Origin of the sequence: Mycobacterium sp., assembly GCF_044342925.1 — a bacterium.
In the GTDB taxonomy this organism is placed as follows: domain Bacteria; phylum Actinomycetota; class Actinomycetes; order Mycobacteriales; family Mycobacteriaceae; genus Mycobacterium.
The window spans coordinates 1-17,488 of record NZ_JBIIOV010000056.1 but is presented as its reverse complement, the minus strand read 5'-3'; the positions used below and the strand labels follow the sequence as shown (position 1 = coordinate 17,488).

17 protein-coding genes, 1 pseudogene and 1 riboswitch are annotated in these 17,488 nt (G+C 67.1%); of the genes and pseudogenes, 8 read left to right on the top strand and 10 right to left on the bottom strand.

What is annotated here, in order from left to right; all coding sequences use genetic code 11:
* On the top strand, window positions 1-1,249 hold a 1,249-nt coding region (locus tag ADBZ6I_RS08135; protein WP_526382656.1), incomplete at its 5' end, for a 3-hydroxyacyl-CoA dehydrogenase family protein.
* 238 nt (window positions 1,250-1,487) lie between these two features.
* On the opposite strand, the gene ADBZ6I_RS08130 is transcribed toward ADBZ6I_RS08135, so the two are convergent.
* Window positions 1,488-1,832, bottom strand: coding sequence for a hypothetical protein (locus ADBZ6I_RS08130; RefSeq protein ID WP_526382654.1), 345 nt, complete (start codon window positions 1,830-1,832; stop codon window positions 1,488-1,490).
* A 265-nt stretch (window positions 1,833-2,097) separates the two neighbouring features.
* On the opposite strand from ADBZ6I_RS08130, the gene ADBZ6I_RS08125 reads away from it, so the two are divergent.
* Complete coding sequence (locus tag ADBZ6I_RS08125; RefSeq protein WP_526382652.1) at window positions 2,098-3,087, top strand: LLM class F420-dependent oxidoreductase; 990 nt, start codon at window positions 2,098-2,100, stop codon at window positions 3,085-3,087.
* A gap of 30 nt (window positions 3,088-3,117) precedes the next feature.
* Here the strand turns inward: ADBZ6I_RS08125 and ADBZ6I_RS08120 are convergent, their stop codons facing one another.
* A complete protein-coding gene (locus ADBZ6I_RS08120; RefSeq protein WP_526382650.1) occupies window positions 3,118-3,849 on the bottom strand; it encodes a hypothetical protein in 732 nt (243 codons plus the stop codon).
* A 95-nt stretch (window positions 3,850-3,944) separates the two neighbouring features.
* On the opposite strand from ADBZ6I_RS08120, the pseudogene ADBZ6I_RS08115 reads away from it, so the two are divergent.
* Window positions 3,945-4,955, top strand: a pseudogene (locus ADBZ6I_RS08115) (cytochrome P450); the annotation flags it as partial.
* Between the two features lie 49 nt (window positions 4,956-5,004).
* Here the strand turns inward: ADBZ6I_RS08115 and ADBZ6I_RS08110 are convergent.
* Together ADBZ6I_RS08110 and ADBZ6I_RS08105 are read right to left on the bottom strand one after the other, a co-directional pair.
* Entirely contained in the window at window positions 5,005-6,654 is a 1,650-nt protein-coding gene (locus ADBZ6I_RS08110) for a DNA repair helicase XPB (RefSeq protein ID WP_526382648.1), read from the bottom strand.
* 36 nt (window positions 6,655-6,690) lie between these two features.
* Window positions 6,691-8,943, bottom strand: a complete 2,253-nt coding sequence (locus ADBZ6I_RS08105) for a helicase-associated domain-containing protein (protein WP_526382646.1) — start codon at window positions 8,941-8,943, stop codon at window positions 6,691-6,693.
* Between the two features lie 64 nt (window positions 8,944-9,007).
* Here ADBZ6I_RS08105 and ADBZ6I_RS08100 point away from each other — a divergent pair, with 64 nt between their 5' ends.
* Genes ADBZ6I_RS08100 through ADBZ6I_RS08085 form a run of 4 tightly spaced genes read left to right on the top strand, consistent with a single transcriptional unit; the run spans window position 9,008 to window position 10,579 of the window.
* Window positions 9,008-9,196, top strand: a complete 189-nt coding sequence (locus tag ADBZ6I_RS08100) for a hypothetical protein (protein ID WP_526382644.1) — start codon at window positions 9,008-9,010, stop codon at window positions 9,194-9,196.
* Between the two features lie 2 nt (window positions 9,197-9,198).
* Window positions 9,199-9,684, top strand: a complete 486-nt coding sequence (moaC, locus tag ADBZ6I_RS08095; protein WP_526382642.1) for a cyclic pyranopterin monophosphate synthase MoaC — start codon at window positions 9,199-9,201, stop codon at window positions 9,682-9,684.
* Window positions 9,681-10,157, top strand: coding sequence for a MogA/MoaB family molybdenum cofactor biosynthesis protein (locus tag ADBZ6I_RS08090; RefSeq protein WP_526382640.1), 477 nt, complete (start codon window positions 9,681-9,683; stop codon window positions 10,155-10,157). Before moaC ends, ADBZ6I_RS08090 begins: the two co-directional genes overlap by 4 nt.
* Window positions 10,154-10,579 carry a molybdenum cofactor biosynthesis protein MoaE gene (locus tag ADBZ6I_RS08085; protein WP_526382638.1) on the top strand — a complete coding sequence of 142 codons (426 nt, stop codon included), beginning with the start codon at window positions 10,154-10,156 and terminating at the stop codon, window positions 10,577-10,579. The genes ADBZ6I_RS08090 and ADBZ6I_RS08085 overlap by 4 nt, the downstream gene beginning before the upstream one ends.
* Window positions 10,580-10,591: 12 nt before the next feature.
* Here ADBZ6I_RS08085 and ADBZ6I_RS08080 read toward each other — a convergent pair whose 3' ends face one another.
* The 4 genes from ADBZ6I_RS08080 to ADBZ6I_RS08065 all read right to left on the bottom strand — a co-directional run bounded on the left by ADBZ6I_RS08080 (window position 10,592) and on the right by ADBZ6I_RS08065 (window position 13,844).
* Window positions 10,592-11,770, bottom strand: a complete 1,179-nt coding sequence (locus ADBZ6I_RS08080) for a transglycosylase family protein (protein ID WP_526382636.1) — start codon at window positions 11,768-11,770, stop codon at window positions 10,592-10,594.
* A gap of 6 nt (window positions 11,771-11,776) precedes the next feature.
* A riboswitch (cyclic di-AMP (ydaO/yuaA leader) is annotated at window positions 11,777-11,976 on the bottom strand.
* Window positions 11,977-12,094: 118 nt separating this feature from the next.
* Entirely contained in the window at window positions 12,095-12,364 is a 270-nt protein-coding gene (locus ADBZ6I_RS08075) for a MoaD/ThiS family protein (protein WP_526382634.1), read from the bottom strand.
* 2 nt (window positions 12,365-12,366) lie between these two features.
* Window positions 12,367-13,431 (bottom strand): GTP 3',8-cyclase MoaA, encoded by a 1,065-nt coding sequence (gene moaA, locus ADBZ6I_RS08070; RefSeq protein ID WP_526382632.1) that lies wholly within the window; start codon window positions 13,429-13,431, stop codon window positions 12,367-12,369.
* Window positions 13,428-13,844, bottom strand: a complete 417-nt coding sequence (locus ADBZ6I_RS08065; protein ID WP_526382630.1) for a YccF domain-containing protein — start codon at window positions 13,842-13,844, stop codon at window positions 13,428-13,430. Before ADBZ6I_RS08065 ends, moaA begins: the two co-directional genes overlap by 4 nt.
* 119 nt (window positions 13,845-13,963) lie before the next feature.
* On the opposite strand from ADBZ6I_RS08065, the gene ADBZ6I_RS08060 reads away from it, so the two are divergent.
* Window positions 13,964-14,377, top strand: coding sequence for a cold-shock protein (locus tag ADBZ6I_RS08060; protein WP_526382628.1), 414 nt, complete (start codon window positions 13,964-13,966; stop codon window positions 14,375-14,377).
* A 21-nt stretch (window positions 14,378-14,398) separates the two neighbouring features.
* On the opposite strand, the gene ADBZ6I_RS08055 is transcribed toward ADBZ6I_RS08060, so the two are convergent.
* Window positions 14,399-15,391: an amino acid--tRNA ligase-related protein gene (locus ADBZ6I_RS08055; RefSeq protein WP_526382626.1), complete on the bottom strand. Its 993-nt coding sequence runs from the start codon at window positions 15,389-15,391 to the stop codon at window positions 14,399-14,401.
* Window positions 15,388-17,379, bottom strand: a complete 1,992-nt coding sequence (locus ADBZ6I_RS08050) for a cobalamin-dependent protein (protein ID WP_526382624.1) — start codon at window positions 17,377-17,379, stop codon at window positions 15,388-15,390. The genes ADBZ6I_RS08055 and ADBZ6I_RS08050 overlap by 4 nt, the downstream gene beginning before the upstream one ends.
* Window positions 17,380-17,488 lie beyond the last annotated feature (109 nt).

The following is a 17,488-nucleotide window of genomic DNA, read 5'->3' as shown; positions in this document are numbered from 1 at the left end:
GGCGTTCTTCTTCGACATGCAGGCGATCAACGCCGGCGGCTCACGCCCCGAAGGCATCGGCAAGACCCCGATCACCAAGATCGGCGTGCTGGGCGCGGGCATGATGGGCGCCGGTATCGCCTACGTGTCGGCCAAGGCCGGTTTCGACGTGGTGCTCAAGGACGTCACCATCGAGGCGGCGAATAAGGGCAAGAACTACTCGGAGAAGATCGAAGCCAAGGCGCTCGAGCGGGGCCGCACCACCCCAGAAAAGTCAAGCGAAGTCCTCAACAGGATTCATCCGACCGCCGACGCAGCCGACTTCAAGGGTGTCGACTTCGTCATCGAGGCCGTCTTTGAAAGCCAGGAACTCAAGCACAAGGTGTTCGGTGAGATCGAGGACATCGTCGAGCCCAACGCCATCCTGGGCTCTAACACCTCCACCATGCCCATCACCGGGCTGGCCACCGGGGTCAAGCGCCAGGAGGACTTCATCGGCATCCACTTCTTTTCTCCGGTCGACAAGATGCCGCTGGTCGAGATCATCAAGGGCGAGAAGACCTCTGACGAGGCGCTGGCCCGGGTGTTCGACTACACCCTGGCGATCGGCAAGACCCCGATCGTGGTCAACGACAGCCGCGGTTTTTACACCAGCCGCGTGATCGGCACCTTCCTCAACGAGGCGCTGGCCATGCTGGGCGAGGGTGTGGAGCCGGCGTCGATCGAGCACGCCGGGTCGCAGGCCGGCTATCCGGCGCCGCCGCTGCAACTCTCCGACGAGCTCAACCTGGAGCTGATGCACAAGATCGCGGCGGCCACCCGCAAGGGCATCGAGGACGCCGGCGGAACCCATGTGCCGCACCCGGCCGAGGCCGTCGTGGACAAGATGATCGAGCTCGGCCGGCCGTCGCGGCTGTCCGGTGCCGGCTTCTACGAGTACGTCGACGGCAACCGCACCCAGCTCTGGCCGGGTCTGCGGGAGACGTTCAAGTCCGGCAGCTCCAAGATTCCGCTGCAGGACATGATCGACCGGATGCTGTTCGCCGAGGCGCTGGAGACCCAGAAGTGCTTCGATGAAGGGGTCATCACCACCACCGCGGACGCCAACATCGGCTCGATCATGGGCATCGGCTTCCCGCCGTGGACCGGTGGTGCCGCGCAGTTCATCACCGGTTATCCGGGTGGTAAGGCCGCCTTCGTGGCCCGCGCCAAGGACCTGGCGGAGCGCTACGGCAACCGCTTCAACCCGCCGGCGTCGCTGCTGAGCTAGCAGCCGGCTGAGCCGAAGGGGCCCTCGAAACCACGTGTTTCGGGGGCCCTTTCGCATGGCCTGTGTCGGAATTAATCCGATCGGCGTACAGCGATCTTCGCTGGGGTGGACACCGTGAGGACTAGGGGCAGGTGGAATGCAAAAAGGGACCTTTGACCTATTTACTGGCGGTCACACTGTCAGACGCTTCAGAGGTTCTCGGGCAACGGTGTGTGAGAACCCCCTATTCGGTTCGACTTCACATGAAGATGTATCGACGGCTGATCGGGTTGGGCGTCCCAGTGTTGGGGCTCGGGGTCGGCGCTGTGCTCGGAACCGCATCTGCGCACGCGGACTCGACCAACTCGTTCCCGTGTGGACAAGTCTGCAAGAACAGCGCGGTGAGCGTCACGGTCGGTGACAACGCACGCCAGGTGACGAAGACCTCCACCAGCAAGGACGGAACCGTCACCACCAAGGTCACCGGCAAGGGGCCCGATCTCGCCTTCTTCAACCCCGACGACCCTTCCTCCACGTACTCGTTGAAGGGCAACGGCGCAACCTCGAAGACGGTGACCCGCTCCGATGGAACCTCGACGCTCACGGTGACCGGGCACAACGTCCTGTTCTACTTCCCGACCATACGCAGGCCGGCGGTGAGCCCGGGCCTGCGACGAAACTCGTCACCGGCCGCGCGGTGGTCAACATCGACGCCTCCGGCAACTGGACGACGGTCAGTGAGAAGGGGAAGGTGACCGACATCTGCGCAGAGTTGCCGCCCAGCTGACCAATGTTCTCGGCGGTTTCCCTTGGCAGCCCCCGCATCCGCGGGGGCTGCCAGGCGTCAGTCGTAGTCGTAAGGTCGAAAGATGCGATTCGGACTCTTCATTCCCCAGGGCTGGCGACTCGACCTGGTGGGGATACCGGTGGAGAAGCACTGGGAGACGATGCGCGACCTCGCCCAGCACGCCGACGCCGGACCGTGGGATTCGCTCTGGGTCTACGACCACTTCCACACCGTGCCGATGCCCACCAACGAAGCCACCCACGAGGCGTGGACCCTGATGGCCGCCCTCGCCGCCAGCACGACGCGGATCAAGCTCGGCCAGATGTGCACCGCCATGAGCTATCGAAACCCCGTGTATCTGGCCAAGGTGGCGGCCACCACCGACGTCATCTCCGGTGGCCGCGTGCAGATGGGTATCGGCGGCGGCTGGTACGAACACGAATGGCGCGCATATGGATACGGCTTCCCGTCGGCGGGGGTGCGGCTGGCGCGCCTGGACGAGGGTGTGCAGATCATGCGGGACGCCTGGCGCGATGGGCAGGTGACTTTCGCCGGCAAGCACTACCAGGTCGACGGCGCGATCGTGGCGCCCACACCGCTTCAGCCCGAGGGCATCCCGCTGTGGATCGCCGGCGGCGGTGAGAAGGTGACGTTGAAGATCGCCGCTGAATACGGGCAGTACACCAACTACAGCGCCGATCCCGACGAGTTCGCGCACAAGTCGGAGATCCTCGCCGGGCACTGCCGCGAGGTCGGCACCGACTACGACGCGATCGTCCGGTCGGCCAACGTCAACGCAATCCTGGGGGAATCCGACGCCGACTTCGACCAGCGGGCGCAGCGGGTGCGGGACCGGCTCGCCGACATCTGTGGCGACGCCGCCGCCGACGCGATGATGGCGATGAACGACAACCCCGGATCGGCCACCGGAACCCCCGACCGGGTGATCGAACGGCTCAGCCGGTTGCGTGATCTCGGTTGCGAGTACGTGATCTGCTACTTCCCTGAGGCAGCTTACGACCGTTCGGGCATCGAGATGTTCGAAAAGCAGGTCATTCCCGCGCTGGGCTGAGACCCCGCGGAGCGTCGATACTGTTCCATCTCAGCGCGCCGACCGCTGCGGCGATTCCAAGGGTCCGCAGCGCACGTCGAACCGGTTGTGGACGGTGTCGAGGACGTGGCGAAGCCGATCGCGCTCCCGACGATGTCCCGCAACGAATTTCGCCGTCGCGACCAGGCGCCGTGGCAGCGGATACCAGCGGTCGAAGTCCAGACCGAATTCGCGGAACGCCGTCATCGGAAGGTTGTCGGCGTAGAGGCCGAGATTGAACTGTGCCAGCGTCAATAGGGTGAAGGGGAAGGCCCGCCGCGCCTTCTGGTACAGCTCCATCCAATCGACTTCGTAGAGCGGGACGTCGCAGAGCTTTCCGCTGAACAACAGATGTGTGGAGAAATATGCCATGAATGATGGGAGATGCATTGTGGCTGAACGCATCTGAAGAGATAGAATGCGTCCGCCAGGGGAACGGTACGGTTCGTACGGATGCATACGCCCCGTGACGTATCCGGTGCAGTTGACGATCCAGCTGCCGGCTTCGACCGGGATCGGGGTCCCGCCGCGCACGATCATCTCCGGTCCAGCGCTGGTCTGGACGACGTCGAGGAGATGGTCGTGTGTGACCTGTGACAGACCGGCGGAGATGGTGTCGCGCTCGGCGACGGAGAGCATTCCCATGAGGAAGTTCCCGGTCTCGGGTGTACAGGCGAGTCCGTACTTGGTCCGGTACAGGTCCCAGACGGCGTCCTCGTTGGTACCGTCGAAGCGACCCGCCATTTCATCCGTAAGATCGCTGACCATCGTGCCGGACCGCCATCGGCGCAGGCCCTCTGGGAAGAAAATGTCTCGATTGTTGAAAAGGGTTCCCGAGCGGGCTGGACTCGCAGGGCATTACCTCCGGGCTACTGTGGAACCGGGCCGCCACCAACATCCTCAGCATCGACGGCGATGCGCACAGCCGTCTGCGTCGTCTGGTCAGCAAGGCGTTCTCGCCGCGGGCGGTCGCCCGGCTGCAGACGGTGGTGCACCAGACGGTGACCGACCTGGTCGAGGCGCTGGCGGCCGCAGGGTCCGGCGACGTGGTGACCGATGTCTCGCGCCGCTACCCCACACCGGTCATCTGCACGCTGCTGGGCGTGCCCCCACAGGACTGGCACCTGTTCTCCGGATGGGCTGACTCGATCATGAAGATTTTCAACTGGAACGTCGTCAACGACGGGCCTGAAATCGAACAGGCGTGGGACGATCTCGACCGTTATCTGGAAGGCATTGTGGCTCAACGTCGATGCGCTCTCACCGACGACCTGGTCTCCGAACTCATTCGCGCCGAGGATGACGGTGATCGGCTGAGCCATTCGGAATTGCTGATGCTTGCTGGAGCCCTGTTGATCGCCGGCACCGATACCACTCGAAATCAGCTGTCGGCGGCCATCGAATGCCTCGTCGACCACCCCGACCAATGGGCCACGCTGGCGGCACAACCCGAGCTCACCGCGCAGGCAGTCGGGGAATTGGTGCGCTTCTACCCTGTTGTGTTCGGCGCGATGCGGTGCGCGACCGAGGACGTGGAGATGGCCGGTGTGACCATCCCAGCGGGAACCCTGGTGTTGGCCAACACCGCGGCTGCCAACCGTGACCCCGCCGTCTTCGCCGACCCCGACCGCCTCGACATCACCCGGGAACACCCCGCACCCATACTCACGTTCGGCGGCGGCGTTCACTACTGCCTGGGAGCTCACCTGGCCCGACTTGAACTCAGCGAAGGCCTGCGCGCCTTCGCCGCCCGCTGCCCCGGACTGCATCGCACCGGGCCGGCGCCCTGGAAGATGCTCACCGGCGTCACCGGACCAGCCACCCTGCCTGTTGCCACCGCGGCGGCATAACCCGCTCACCGATGCACGCCGGGCGCACACCGAGGGTGAACCGCTGACGTCAGATCGCCGGGCCCAGCAGGTCGTCGGCGTCGGTGATGATGTAGCCGTAGCCCTGCTCGGCGAGGAACCGCTGCCGGTGCGCGGCATAGTCGGTGTCGAGACTGTCCCGGGAGACCACCGAGTAGAAGATTGCGCCACCGCCGTCGTGCTTGGGCCGCAATAACCGGCCCAGCCGCTGGGCCTCTTCCTGGCGTGAGCCGAAGGTGCCCGAAACCTGCACCGCCACCGACGCTTCCGGCAGGTCGATGGAGAAGTTGGCCACCTTGGAGACCACCAGCGTCTTGATCTCACCGCGGCGGAAGGCGTCGAACAGAGCCTCGCGTTCGGCGTTCTTGGTTGACCCCTGGATCACCGGCGCATCCAGTTCTTTGCCGAGTTCGTCGAGTTGGTCGAGGTAGGCCCCGATCACCAGGGTCGGCTCGCCGGGGTGCTTGGCGAGGATCGACTTCACCACCGCGACCTTGGTGTGGGCCGTCGAGCACAGCTTGTAGCGTTCCTCGGGTTCGGCGACGGCGTACTGCATCCGCTCGTTGTCGGTCATGGTCACCCGGACCTCGACGCACTCGGCCGGGGCGATCCAGCCCTGGGCCTCGATGTCCTTCCACGGCGCGTCGTAGCGCTTGGGGCCGATCAGGCTGAATACGTCACCCTCGCGGCCGTCCTCGCGGATCAGAGTGGCGGTCAGGCCCAGCCGGCGGCGGGACTGCAGATCGGCGGTCATCCGGAACACCGGGGCGGGCAGCAGATGCACCTCGTCATAGATGATCAGCCCCCAGTCGCGGCTGTCGAACAACTCCAGATGCCGGTACTCGCCCTTGGTGCGGCGGGTGATCACCTGGTAGGTAGCGATGGTGACCGGCCGGATCTCCTTGCGTTCCCCGGAGTACTCGCCGATCTCCTCCTCGGTGAGCGACGTCCGCGCGATCAGTTCCCGTTTCCACTGCCGGCCTGCCACGGTGTTGGTGACCAGGATCAGCGTGGTGGCGCCGGCCCTGGCCATCGCGGCCGCGCCGACGATGGTCTTGCCGGCGCCGCAGGGCAGCACCACCACCCCCGAACCGCCGGCCCAGAACGACTCGGCCGCCATCTGCTGGTAGTCGCGTAACTCCCAGCCGTCCTGAGCCAGGCTGATCGGGTGGGCTTCACCGTCGACGTAGCCGGCGAGATCCTCGGCGGGCCAGCCGATTTTGAGCAGCATCTGCTTGACCCGGCCGCGTTCGCTGGGATGCACGATCACGGTGTCGACGTCCACCTGGGCACCGAGCATCGGGGTGATCTTCTTGTTGCGCAGCACCTCGGCGAGCACCGCCCGGTCCAGGCTGACCAGGCACAGCCCGTGGGCGGGGTGCTTGACCAGCTGCAGGCGGCCGTACCGGGCCATGGTGTCGACGATGTCGACCAGCAGCGGCTGGGGAACGGCATAGCGGGAGAACGTCACCAGAGCGTCGACCACCTGCTCGGCGTCGTGCCCGGCGGCGCGGGCGTTCCACAGTGCCAGCGGAGTGATCCGGTAGGTGTGGACGTGCTCGGGTGCCCGTTCGAGTTCGGCGAACGGCGCGATGGCGGCCCGGGCGGCTTGCGCCTGTTCGTGGTCGACCTCCAGCAGCACGGTCTTGTCGGACTGCACGATCAGCGGACCGTCACTCATTAGCGCCGCATCCCGCCGGAAAGGTCATGGGCCCTATTATCCGGACTCCGCCGACATCACCGAAGTCACCCTGTGCACCGCGAACTCCCGCGGCCGGCCCTGCGCGGAATCCCACGCCACCAGTTGCCCGCCGTGCACGGCCAGCGGCCGTACCACCCGCTGGGTGGCCACGCCCGCGGCGTCGACGTAGCCGATCAGCACATCCTTGCCGTGCACGGCGGCCTGCTGCAGCAGTGCCATCGCGACCGCCGGGTCTACCCGCATCCCGCCCAGCGGGGAGGAGTCGACCCGGCGCAGCACCGAGACCACGGCGGCCAAGGTGTCCGGGCTGGGTCGCGACACCGGCCGCAGCGTCCGCCGGACCGGGTTCACCGGCACCCGGGCTCCGCGGCGGCGCAGGTCCACGATCGCCCCCGAGGAGTCCTCGGCCGCCGGTGCGAAACCGTCCTGGCGCAGCGCGGCCAGCAGGTCGGCGATGGGTGCCGGGGACACCGCCACCGTGGGCGCCAGCAGTCGCACCTCGCACTTGGTGACCGCCGGGGCGCTGACGGCGTGCGACAGCAGCGCCGGGTCGTCGCAGCGGACGAACGAGCTGGCCATGCCGACCCGCAGTTGGCCGTGCCGGCGGGACACGTCGTTGATGAGGTAGCTCAAGCCCTGGGGCACCCGGGTTTTCGAATAACGCTCGAAGAATCGCTGCAAGCCTTCGGCGGTGTGTCCGGTGTCAAGGGCGTGGCGCACGGACTGTTCGCTGATCCGGTACACCATGGCCGCGCCCGCCGACTCGACGGTGGCCACGGCCGCCAGTTCGTCGGCCAGGTCGCGATGCAAAGGGCCTGGCACCACCACGGTCAGGTCGGCCTGGACCATGAAGTAGTCGATCGGCGCGGGCAGCGCCTTGGCCATCGCGGCCAGCGGGTCGGAGTCCTGCAGCAACGTCTGCGCCGGTGTGCTCAAGGCATTGCGGCCGGTGAGCCCCACGGCGTGGGCCTCGTCGAGCAGATGGCCGACGGGGGCGGGCTGCAACCGGGCCGCCCACCGCGGCCGGCGCCAGACGAGGGCTCGTGAGGCGCTGAACGCGTCGACACCGGCGCCGGCGGGCAATTCGGCCAGCATGCCCAGCAGTAGCCGCCGATCCAGGGGGGCGGCGGTGGAGTACAGCGAATCCGACAGCGCGGCATAGGGTTTACCGTCGGGGCCGCGATCGCCGATCAGGCCCGGACGTGACGGCAGGTCCAGCCAGGTAGTGGCCAACTGAAGCCAGCGCGAGGCCGCCGCCGACTCCAGGAACCGGTCGGTGCCGACGGTGGGTGCCCAGTAGGTGGTGCCGTCTGTCCCCGGTGCCGGGTCGGGGATCCCGCTGGCGATCAGGCCGGCGGCGGCGGCCAACTCCAGGATCAGGCCGAGCCGCCGCTCGTCGATCCCGGTGGTCTTACTCAGCCGCTTAGCCTCGCGTACACCGAGGCCGCCGCTGCGCAACTCCGGAACCGGTGCGGCAGAGAGGGCTTCAAGCACCACCTCGACCTGGCGCATCAATTCCATCGCCCCGCCGGCCGCCGACGCGTCGACGTCCTCGACGGTGGCCATGCGCACCACGGGATCGGGTGGCGTGAGGTCGACCGGGCCGGGCTCCTGCCCGCGCAGCACCTGCCCGATGGCCCGCGGCAGCACGACGGTGTCGGAGTCGACCTGCCGGAGCAGTCCAGCGGTCAGGAGTCGCTGCACTGGCCGGTCGGGCGGGGCGTCCGGTGCGGCGTCGCGGGTGCGGCCGATCGGCGAGCCGCCCACCAGGCGATCGAGGACGTCGCGCGCCGGGTCGTCCAGCGCGTCGAGCGCCTCGGCCAGTTCGGCACCCGACCGGCGTTCGTCTTCGGCCATCGCCTGGCCCGGGTACCAGGGCAGGGCGGCCGAGACCTCCGCGGACACCCGCAGTGCGGCGTCGCCCCACACCAGGGCCCGGTCGCGGAGCGCGTCGAGAGCGGTCAGGACGTCTGCCTGGGGCGCGCGGCTGCCGATCAGTGCGACCAGCTCGCCGATCGGCACCGACTCCTGATCGGCGCGCAGCACCAACAGCGCGTCCAGCACCGCCAACTGCAGATAGGCCAGCTCGTCGGCGGCGGCCTTGACCGACTGCCGGGAGCCGGCCCGCGCCGCCAGCGCCGCGACACTTCCGGGTGCGGGTTGGGCCAGGTCGGGGCGCAATTCCAGGAGGCGGATCAACTGCTCGTCGGGCAGTTCGGACAGCCAGGAGCCCAGCGGCACGCCTCGGGTGGCTCGCGGCTCGGTCATTGCTGACCAGGGTAAAACAGCCCGCATAGGCGCGAGTTCGCGCGTCAGATGTCACAATGATCCCGTGGCACAGAACTCCCAGAAACACAGGTATGTCGACAACGGCTGGCCCACCCGGGATCCCCAGGACCATCCGGTGAGCGAGTTGGCCTCCCCTATGGTGGGCGCGCTGTCACCGTTCGGTGACCTCACGTTCCCGCTGCCTGCGTCGACTCTGCCTTACCTGCACCCGGTTACCAACGTCAACCGGTAGCGGTGAGCAGCGGCCCGCACCGGCTGTCGCACGTCGACGAGCAGGGCGCGGCCCGGATGGTCGACGTCGGTGACAAGGCGGCGGCCGCACGCCGGGCCGTGGCAGCGGGCACCGTTCACACCACCGCCGAGGTGGTGGGTCTGATCACGTCCGGCGGATTACCGAAGGGCGACGCGCTCGCGACGGCCCGGGTGGCCGGCATTCTCGCCGCAAAGCGAACCAGCGACCTCATCCCGCTGTGTCATCAGTTGGCGCTCAGCGCTGTCGACGTCGACTTCGACATCCGCGCCGAGGCCATCGACGTCACCGCGTCGGTACGGACCACCGGCCGCACCGGAGTCGAAATGGAGGCGCTGACCGCCGTCTCTGTGGCCGCGTTGGCGGTCTACGACATGATCAAAGCCGTTGATCCGGCCGCCCGCATCGACGATATCCACGTCGTGCGCAAAGAGGGCGGCAAGACCGGTACCTGGACAGTGCAGCGTTGAGCCGGACCGCTCGAGTGGTGATCGCCTCGACCCGGGCCGCGGCCGGAACCTACTCGGACCGGTGCGGCCCGCTCATCCGTGACTGGCTCGCCGACCGCGGTTTCGACGTCCCGGTGCCGGCGGTGGTCCCCGACGGCAACCCGGTGGGGCAGGCGCTGCGCGCCGCGGTGGACGCGAGTGTCGACGTCGTCATCACCTCCGGCGGCACCGGGATCTCGCCGACCGACACGACTCCTGAAGCCACCGCGGCGGTGGTGGACTACCAGATTCCCGGTCTGGCCGACGCCATCCGTCGGTCCGGGCTGCCGCAGGTCCCGACAGCCGTGCTCTCCCGCGGGGTGTGCGGGGTGGCGGGGCGGACCCTGGTGGTCAACCTGCCCGGCTCCACCGGAGGTGTTTGCGACGGGCTGTCCGTGCTGGGCGAGGTGCTCGACCATGCTCTGGATCAACTGAGCGGAGGTGACCACCGATGAGCCGGATTCTGCGGGCGGCGGTGACGGCGGAGCCACTGCTGCTCTCCGAGCATGAGCAGCTCGTGGCCCATGCGGCGGCGGGTGCCGTGGTCGGGTTCGCCGGAGTGGTGCGCAACCACGACGGCGGCCGAGAGGTGCTGCGGCTGGACTACGAGGCCCACCCGCACGCCGGGGAGGTCCTCTTCGAGGTCCTCGCCGAGGTGGCGGCCCAGTCGTTCGGGGTACGCGCGCTGGCCGCCAGCCACCGGGTCGGTTCACTCGCCATCGGTGATGCCGCCTTGGTGGTGGCCGTGGCGGCCGACCACCGAGAGGCAGCGTTCATCACCTGCGCCCGGCTGGTCGACCTCGTCAAAGAACGACTGCCGGTGTGGAAGCACCAGTTCTTCGCCGACGGAACCGACGAATGGGTGAACTGCGCCTGAGTTGTCGACGGGCTAGCCGGCCGGGGCCGGGGCCGGAGCCGGCGGCGGGGCCGGGACCGGAGCGCCCGGCACGGTGTCAACCGGAATGGGACCGGTGAACGAGCGCTGGGCCAGCGCCAGCAGCAGGTCATTCTTATCGATGTCGTGATTTTGCACGGCCTGCCACAGCTCCCGCAGGTACGACACGTTCGGGTTCGACGTGCCGACCGGCACGGTGCTGGTACCCGGGGGCGGGCTGGTCGGGCTCGGAAGATGCGGAACACCGTCCTGCGGCTGACGCGCCGCGACGATCGCGGGCGCCGCCGCGCCCAGTGCGGGTAGCTGCGCGGCGGCCGGGGCGACCGCCGGGGGAGCTGCGGCATCCGCCGGAGCCGGGGGAGCCGGAGGAGCCGGCACGGGGGGGGTCGGCACGATCGGCGGGATAGCCGGGTCGCCCGGGGCCAGCGGCTCTGGGGCCATCAGGCCGGCCTGGATCACCGTGGCGTCCGCCGCGCCGGTGTTGGCGATGGTGATGAGCTCGGGCTGCGGCGCGGCCGGAACCTGCTCGGGAGCCGGAGCCGGAGCCGGAGCCGGAGCCGGAGCCGGAGCCGGTGCCGCGGGAGCAGGCGCCGGCGCGGCCTCGGGAGCCGGCGCGGGGATGGCCGGCGGGGCTGCCGGTGCGGGCGCGGCCAGGACCTGCGGAGCCGCAGCGTCCTGCGGGACCGGCGGAACCACCGGCAGCGGGTTGTCCAGCGGGGCGACAGATGCTGGCGTGGTCTCGGGCGCTGCGGCGGCAGCGGCGTGCGGAGTCTCGGTGTCTTCCTTGGTGGCTGTCACGGTGCGTGGGGTCGGTCCGGAGAGGCCGCGCCCGCACACCGGCCAGGCTCCCCGGCCCTGCCCGGCGAGCACCTTCTCGGCGATCGCGATCTGCTCTTCCCGGGAAGCCAGATGAGCGGCCGACGCGAACTCGCCACCGCCGAAGCCCAACCAGGTGCTGGGTGCGAACTGCAAGCCACCCTGGTAGCCGTTGCCGGTGTTGATCGCCCAATTGCCGCTGGACTCGCACGCGGCGACGGTTTCCCACTCGGAGTCGCTGGCGGCCTGAGCCTGGGCGGCCAGGCCGATGCTGCCGCCGCCGATCACTGCGCCGGTCACGGCGAGCTTGGCGACTCCGACGGAAGACGTGGTGGGCTTGCGATGGCGTCCGCTCATATGTCGGTCCTCTCTCGAACGCGCCTACGAGTTCAGCTGTCGGGTTCGGGCGGGAGAGGTTGCCCGGCCGAAAGTGCTCGGCGTTCTCTCCGCTCCGTGGATGGAGTTCGGCGCGTGGCGCGGAGAGGACCTGCCAAACCAGGGCGGGCCAGAGACGACGGTAACGGCTGCCCAGCAAAGAGTCACCTTTTCAGCAGAGGTGCGTTTCCCCAGCTGGCAAACTCTAATAGAGCTCTAAATCCCCAGCGTCAGCCCAGGTCGGATGCCGAGTTGACCTATCCGTGGCCACGCCGTGACCGTACCGTAATGTGATTTAAATCACGATTAGCCGCCCGCAAAGGGGGGCAGAACGTCCAAGGTCTGATGGGGCCGCAGCACAGTCGCACGGTCGCGAACTGCAACTCCGTCGCACAGGTATGAACACTTCTGTAACACCAGTGCCATTCTGTCACTCTGACCACACAATTCGCGGATGGCATCCGACACGGTCGCGCCGGGTTGAAGCGTCAGTCGGCCGCTGTCGGTCCCGGCGGCGTCTCGGGCCGCAGCAAAGAACCGGACGGTCACCGGAATGCCCGTGGTGACGTCGGTCATAGTCAGCCTCCGATGGCGCTCATCGGGCGGCGCGGCTGTACAAAATCGGGTTCGTTGATGCCGTGCCCGGCAGCTTTTCGCCACATGGCCGTGCGCCAGGCGAGTTCCATGTCGGCGTCGCTGCCGCCGTCGCGCAGCACGGCGCGCAGGTCGGTCTCCTCGGCGGCGAACAGGCAGTTGCGCACCTGGCCGTCGGCGGTCAGGCGGGTGCGGTCGCAGGCCGCGCAGAACTCATCCGACACCGAGGCTATGACTCCCACCGTGGCGGGGCCGCCGTCGACCAGCCACAGCCGAGCCGGCGCCGATCCACGCGGAGCCCGGTCCGGTCGCAGGTCGAAGGCGTGCCGCAGGGCGGCCAGGATGGCGTCGGCGCGCAGCGCGGAGTCCCGGCGCCATTGGTGATCGGCATCCAGCGGCATCTGCTCGATGATGCGCAGCTGATAGTCGTGGCGCAGGCAGAACCGCAGCAGATCCACGGCATCGGTCGGACCGGACTCCGGATCGAGGACGGCGTTGACCTTGACCGGACCGAGGCCTGCCTCGGCTGCGGCGCCCAGCCCGTCGAGGACCGCGCCCAGTCGGTCACGGCGGGTGATCGCCGCGAAGTGTTGCGGGTTCACGGTGTCCAGCGACACGTTGACCCGGTCCAGTCCGGCCGCGGCCAGCGACCGGGCCCGCTGGGCCAATCCGACCCCGTTGGTGGTGAGGGCAATCTCCGGACGCGGCTGGAACCGGGCGGTCTCGGCGATCACGTCCTCGAGCCGTCGGTACAGCAGCGGCTCGCCGCCGGTGAACCGGATTCGCCGGATGCCGAGCCGGGTGACGGCCAGCCGCAAGAGCCGGGTGAGTTCGTCGAAGCCCAGTAGGTCCTCAGCCGGCAGCCAGTCCAGGCCCTGCGCCGGCATGCAGTAGGTGCAGCGCAGGTTGCACCGGTCGGTCAGCGATACCCGCAGATCGGTGGCCGCCCGCCCGAAGGTGTCCAGCATCGGTCCGCTGCGGGGCATGTCCGCGGGGACGGGTGCCTGATCGCGCCGGACCTCGGGCAGTCCCAGCGTGGTCACCGTCATGCACGGCCCCGTGCGGCGGTGCTGGCCCAGTCGTTGGCACGGTCGACCGGGACGATCTCCTTGCCCAGCGGCATCAACGAGACCGGGATGAGCTTGAGGTTGGCCAGTGCCAAGGGAATTCCGATGATCGTGACCGCCATGGCGATCGCGCTCAGCACGTGGCCGATCGCCAGCCAAATGCCGCACAGCAGCACCCAGATCACGTTGCCGATCGTCGCTCCGGTGTTGATGCCGGGCTTGTCGACGATGGTGCGGCCGAAGGGCCATAGCGCGAAGAGCGCGATACGCGCGGCGGCGAAACCGAAGGGAATGGTGACGATGAGCAGAAAGCAGACCAGCGCCGCCGCGAGGTAGCCGATCGCCAGCCACAGGCCGCCGAAGAGCAACCAGATGATGTTCAGGATGGCGCGCATTTCTCCTCCAGCGGTCAGGCCAGCTTACCGAACCAAAAGTGCCTGTCTGCGGTGGCGGGGCGTTGAGTAGGATCGCTCACGCGCCTATAACCTCACGTCAAGCAAGCAGGGGAGATCCAGTGCCGACCGGCAAGGTGAAGTGGTACGACGCCGAAAAAGGTTTCGGCTTCCTCTCGCAGGAGGACGGGGAGGACGTGTACGTGCGTTCTTCGGCCCTCCCCAGCGGCGTCGAGGAGCTCAAGGCAGGCCAGCGTGTCGAATTCGGTGTGGCCACCGGTCGCCGCGGCCCGCAGGCACTGAGCCTGAAGCTGATCGACCCGCCGCCGAGTTTGGCCCGGACCCGCCGGGAGGCCGCACCAGCGGTGGAGCACAAGCACTCACCCGATGAACTGCACGGCATGGTCGAGGACATGATCACCCTGCTGGAGGGCGCTGTTCAGCCGGAACTGCGGCGTGGTCGCTATCCCGACCGCAAGGTCGCCCGTCGGGTGTCGGAGGTGGTCCGGGCCGTCGCCCGGGAGCTCGACGCCTGAATCGGAGGCATCGTCGTCGGCCTACGGCGTGATCTGCTTGCCCATTTCGCGCGGCACCAGTTGCATGTCGCGGATGTCGTCGTGGCGCAGCATCCACATGAAGAATCGTTCGACGCCTAGACCGAATCCGCTCGTCTGCAACTCATCGACTTCGCGCATATCGACATACCATTCATAGGGAACGGGATCGACCTTATGGAGGGCTAGTGCACGACGGACATCCTGTGCCTTGATGTGGCGCTCACCGCACCCGACGATCTCGCCGGGTCCGAGCAGAAGATCGGCGTTCAAGCTGCGACCGGTGTGTGAAAAAGCCTGGTAGAACGGCACTGCGAGGTGATCCCAGTGGGTGAGCCACAGTGGCGAGCCGACGCGCTGCATGAGCCGCTGCTCACCGGCGCGCGTGATGGTGCGCCAGCTTCCATGGTCGACGATGTCGCCCTCGTCCAGCAGTTCGGTTGCCTCGTCGAACGTTATCGAGGGGAACGAATCCGCGCCGATCAGCGCCAGTATGTGACTGATGTCGCCTGCAGCATCCACAACGGCGGAGTGATGTCGCGCGAGCAGTTGCTCGGCTAAGTAGCTGAGGTAATCCTCCACGTGGCGCATCACGTGGGCCAGGTCGCCGAAGATCTCGGCCTCGCTGTGGAAGAACTGGCTGAGGTGGGTCTCGTCTGAGGGCTCACCTCGGAAGGACGGCATGATGTAGTAGCAGGCGCGTCTGCTTATTCGGCAACCCATTTCGAGCATGAACTGCATCGAATCGGCGAGAAAGGTAGGAGCGCCGCCCAGGTCCACGCCCACCGGCACTGAGTCGCTACCCAGTCCAATTGGGCTGGAGACGGCCCCTGTCGTGATCGGAAGATGCAGTGTCTGCCCGCCGCGCGCGCGCCAGAATTCGACGGTCAACTCATTGAACGAATTTTGTAACTCGCCGAGAAGGCGATACCACGGGTTGCGCAGGACCTCCTTGTGATAGCCCGGGGCTACCGCTCGCGGTTGTTGTGCGTTCAATGTGCATCTTCCAGTCGTTGCAGTGAGCGCCCAATCCGGATGCTTCCGTGGTAGATCGCCAGCAGGAGCGAGTCGGGTGGTGACTGCGCGTAGCGCGTGCCGCTGAAGGTTACTTGCCGTTCGCCGGTCACTATCCTGTGCTGATCGGAGGTCAATGCCGGAAGCAAATGTCCGACATCGACGAGCTGCTGATGGATCTTCTGACTAAGCGTCACGGTGACGTCGCCTTGACTCGCTTTGCCGCGCAGGTTCAACGCCAAGGCCGCGCAACTGGCCAGTTGGTAGGCGACTAGTTCGTCGTTGTCTGCGGATGGCAGCGCGCACGGCCCGAGCTGGGTGCGCAGGTAGGCGTCCGCTCCGCGGACGAGGTCCTCATAGTCGGTGCCGGCCAGCGCCGAGCGGATGATTGCCTGGTAGTGCATGTGCTCGGGGATGCTGGCGGCATCGACGAAGCGCAGGACGAGATCCGGGCGGTAGGCGTCGGGATCGGTCCACGTGGCCCGGTAGTTTTGGGCCAGCGCTCCGACGGAGGTTTTCGGGTCCAGGCCGCGCAGGTAATCGGTCAGCATCATGCAAAGGTCGACTACCCGCGTCTGCGTTCGCTTGCTGGTGACCCTGAGCAGACCACCCAGCAAGGCGCTGTAGAACACCGCGACGCTGAGGCGCAGCTCCAATCCGAGCAGCCAGTCGGCCTCGGGCATCACGTCGTGCTCGACCACAACTTCGGCGAGCATCTCCGGGTTGGTGAACTGGTATGGGAGGCGTCGAGTCCGGATGGAGTGAGCTCCGCGGAATGTCGCGGTCGTGTATTCGGTGTTATTCAGTAGCAGCAGCGGATAGACCACTGGATGTCCGCCGCTGTCGATGACACATTCGATCCCATCCAGGTACGTGTCGAGCGACTCGCCGGGCAGGCCCCAAATCAGTTCGGTGTAGGTCGGGATCGCGCGCGCCTGGAATGCCCGTTGCAGCTCACGGTAGTAGGTCGGCTTTATATTGGCACGCCTGGCGATATCGAGAACATCGGGGGTGAACGACTGCGCCGACAGGGTGACCGCTGATATCAGGTTGCCCGAGAATAGAATTTCGGCCACGCTAAGCACCCGTTCGGTTGTGTTCTTCGCCCAATTGGTGAATAGGAACATTCGTTTGTTCAATCGGCGGAGTTCACCGACGAGCCACTCGGCGATCTCCATGTCCTGCGGCAAAATCCCGAAGTTGGCGTCGGCGATGAACAAGGTCGAATCGGGGCCGGCGTGGGTGGCGATGTAGGTGATTTCTGCCTTGATGCGCTCTAGGGGAAATCTGCGAACCTTTGTGCTCGTCGCGCCGCCCCAGTAACAAAACGCGCAGGAGTACGGGCAACCGCGGTTGGTTTCAAAAATGATGATGCGTGAGTCTCGTATATCTGCGTCCTGGTAGACGCCACTGAGAAGGGGCGACGGTATGGTCCCGAGATCGCTGATGCGCGGACGCGCCTCGGTCGTCACCGTGGAATTGCCATCGCGGAAACTGATGCCCGCGATGCCGTGGAGACTCTGCGGCGCACCGCCTACCAAGCTGCGTAGAAGCTCACAAAATGTGACCTCGCCTTCGCCGTTGACGATCACATCGACACCAGGTGCTTCGGCGAATACCTGCTCGGCCTGGTTGGTGACCTCGTTTCCGCCAACAATGATCGTGGCGTCGGGCCACCGCGCCTTGGCTGCCTGGGCGACAGCGAGCGAGGGCTGCCGGTTCCAAAAGTAGACGGAGATCGCGAGCACATCGAGTTCGCTGATCCCATCGAGCACCGACGTCGGATCTTTCATGAAGCCCGGTTCCTGATACACGACGTGCTTGGTCACCTCGTAGTGCCGGGCACACGTCTCGTCGGCGGCCAGGGACGCGTGGAGGTAGCCGAGGTTGATGCTGTAGCGCACGCCGGGCATTGGGGTGATCTCCAGCAGGTGGCAATGCCGAGGGAGCGGAACTTGGGCGCCGGTCATATCGGCTCGCCTTCGCCGAACAGTCCGGCCGAATGGAGGCGCGTACACGCCTCGCTCACCATTTCCGGACCGGGGCCGAGGTACATCCGTGCCCATCGTCCGGGCCGCG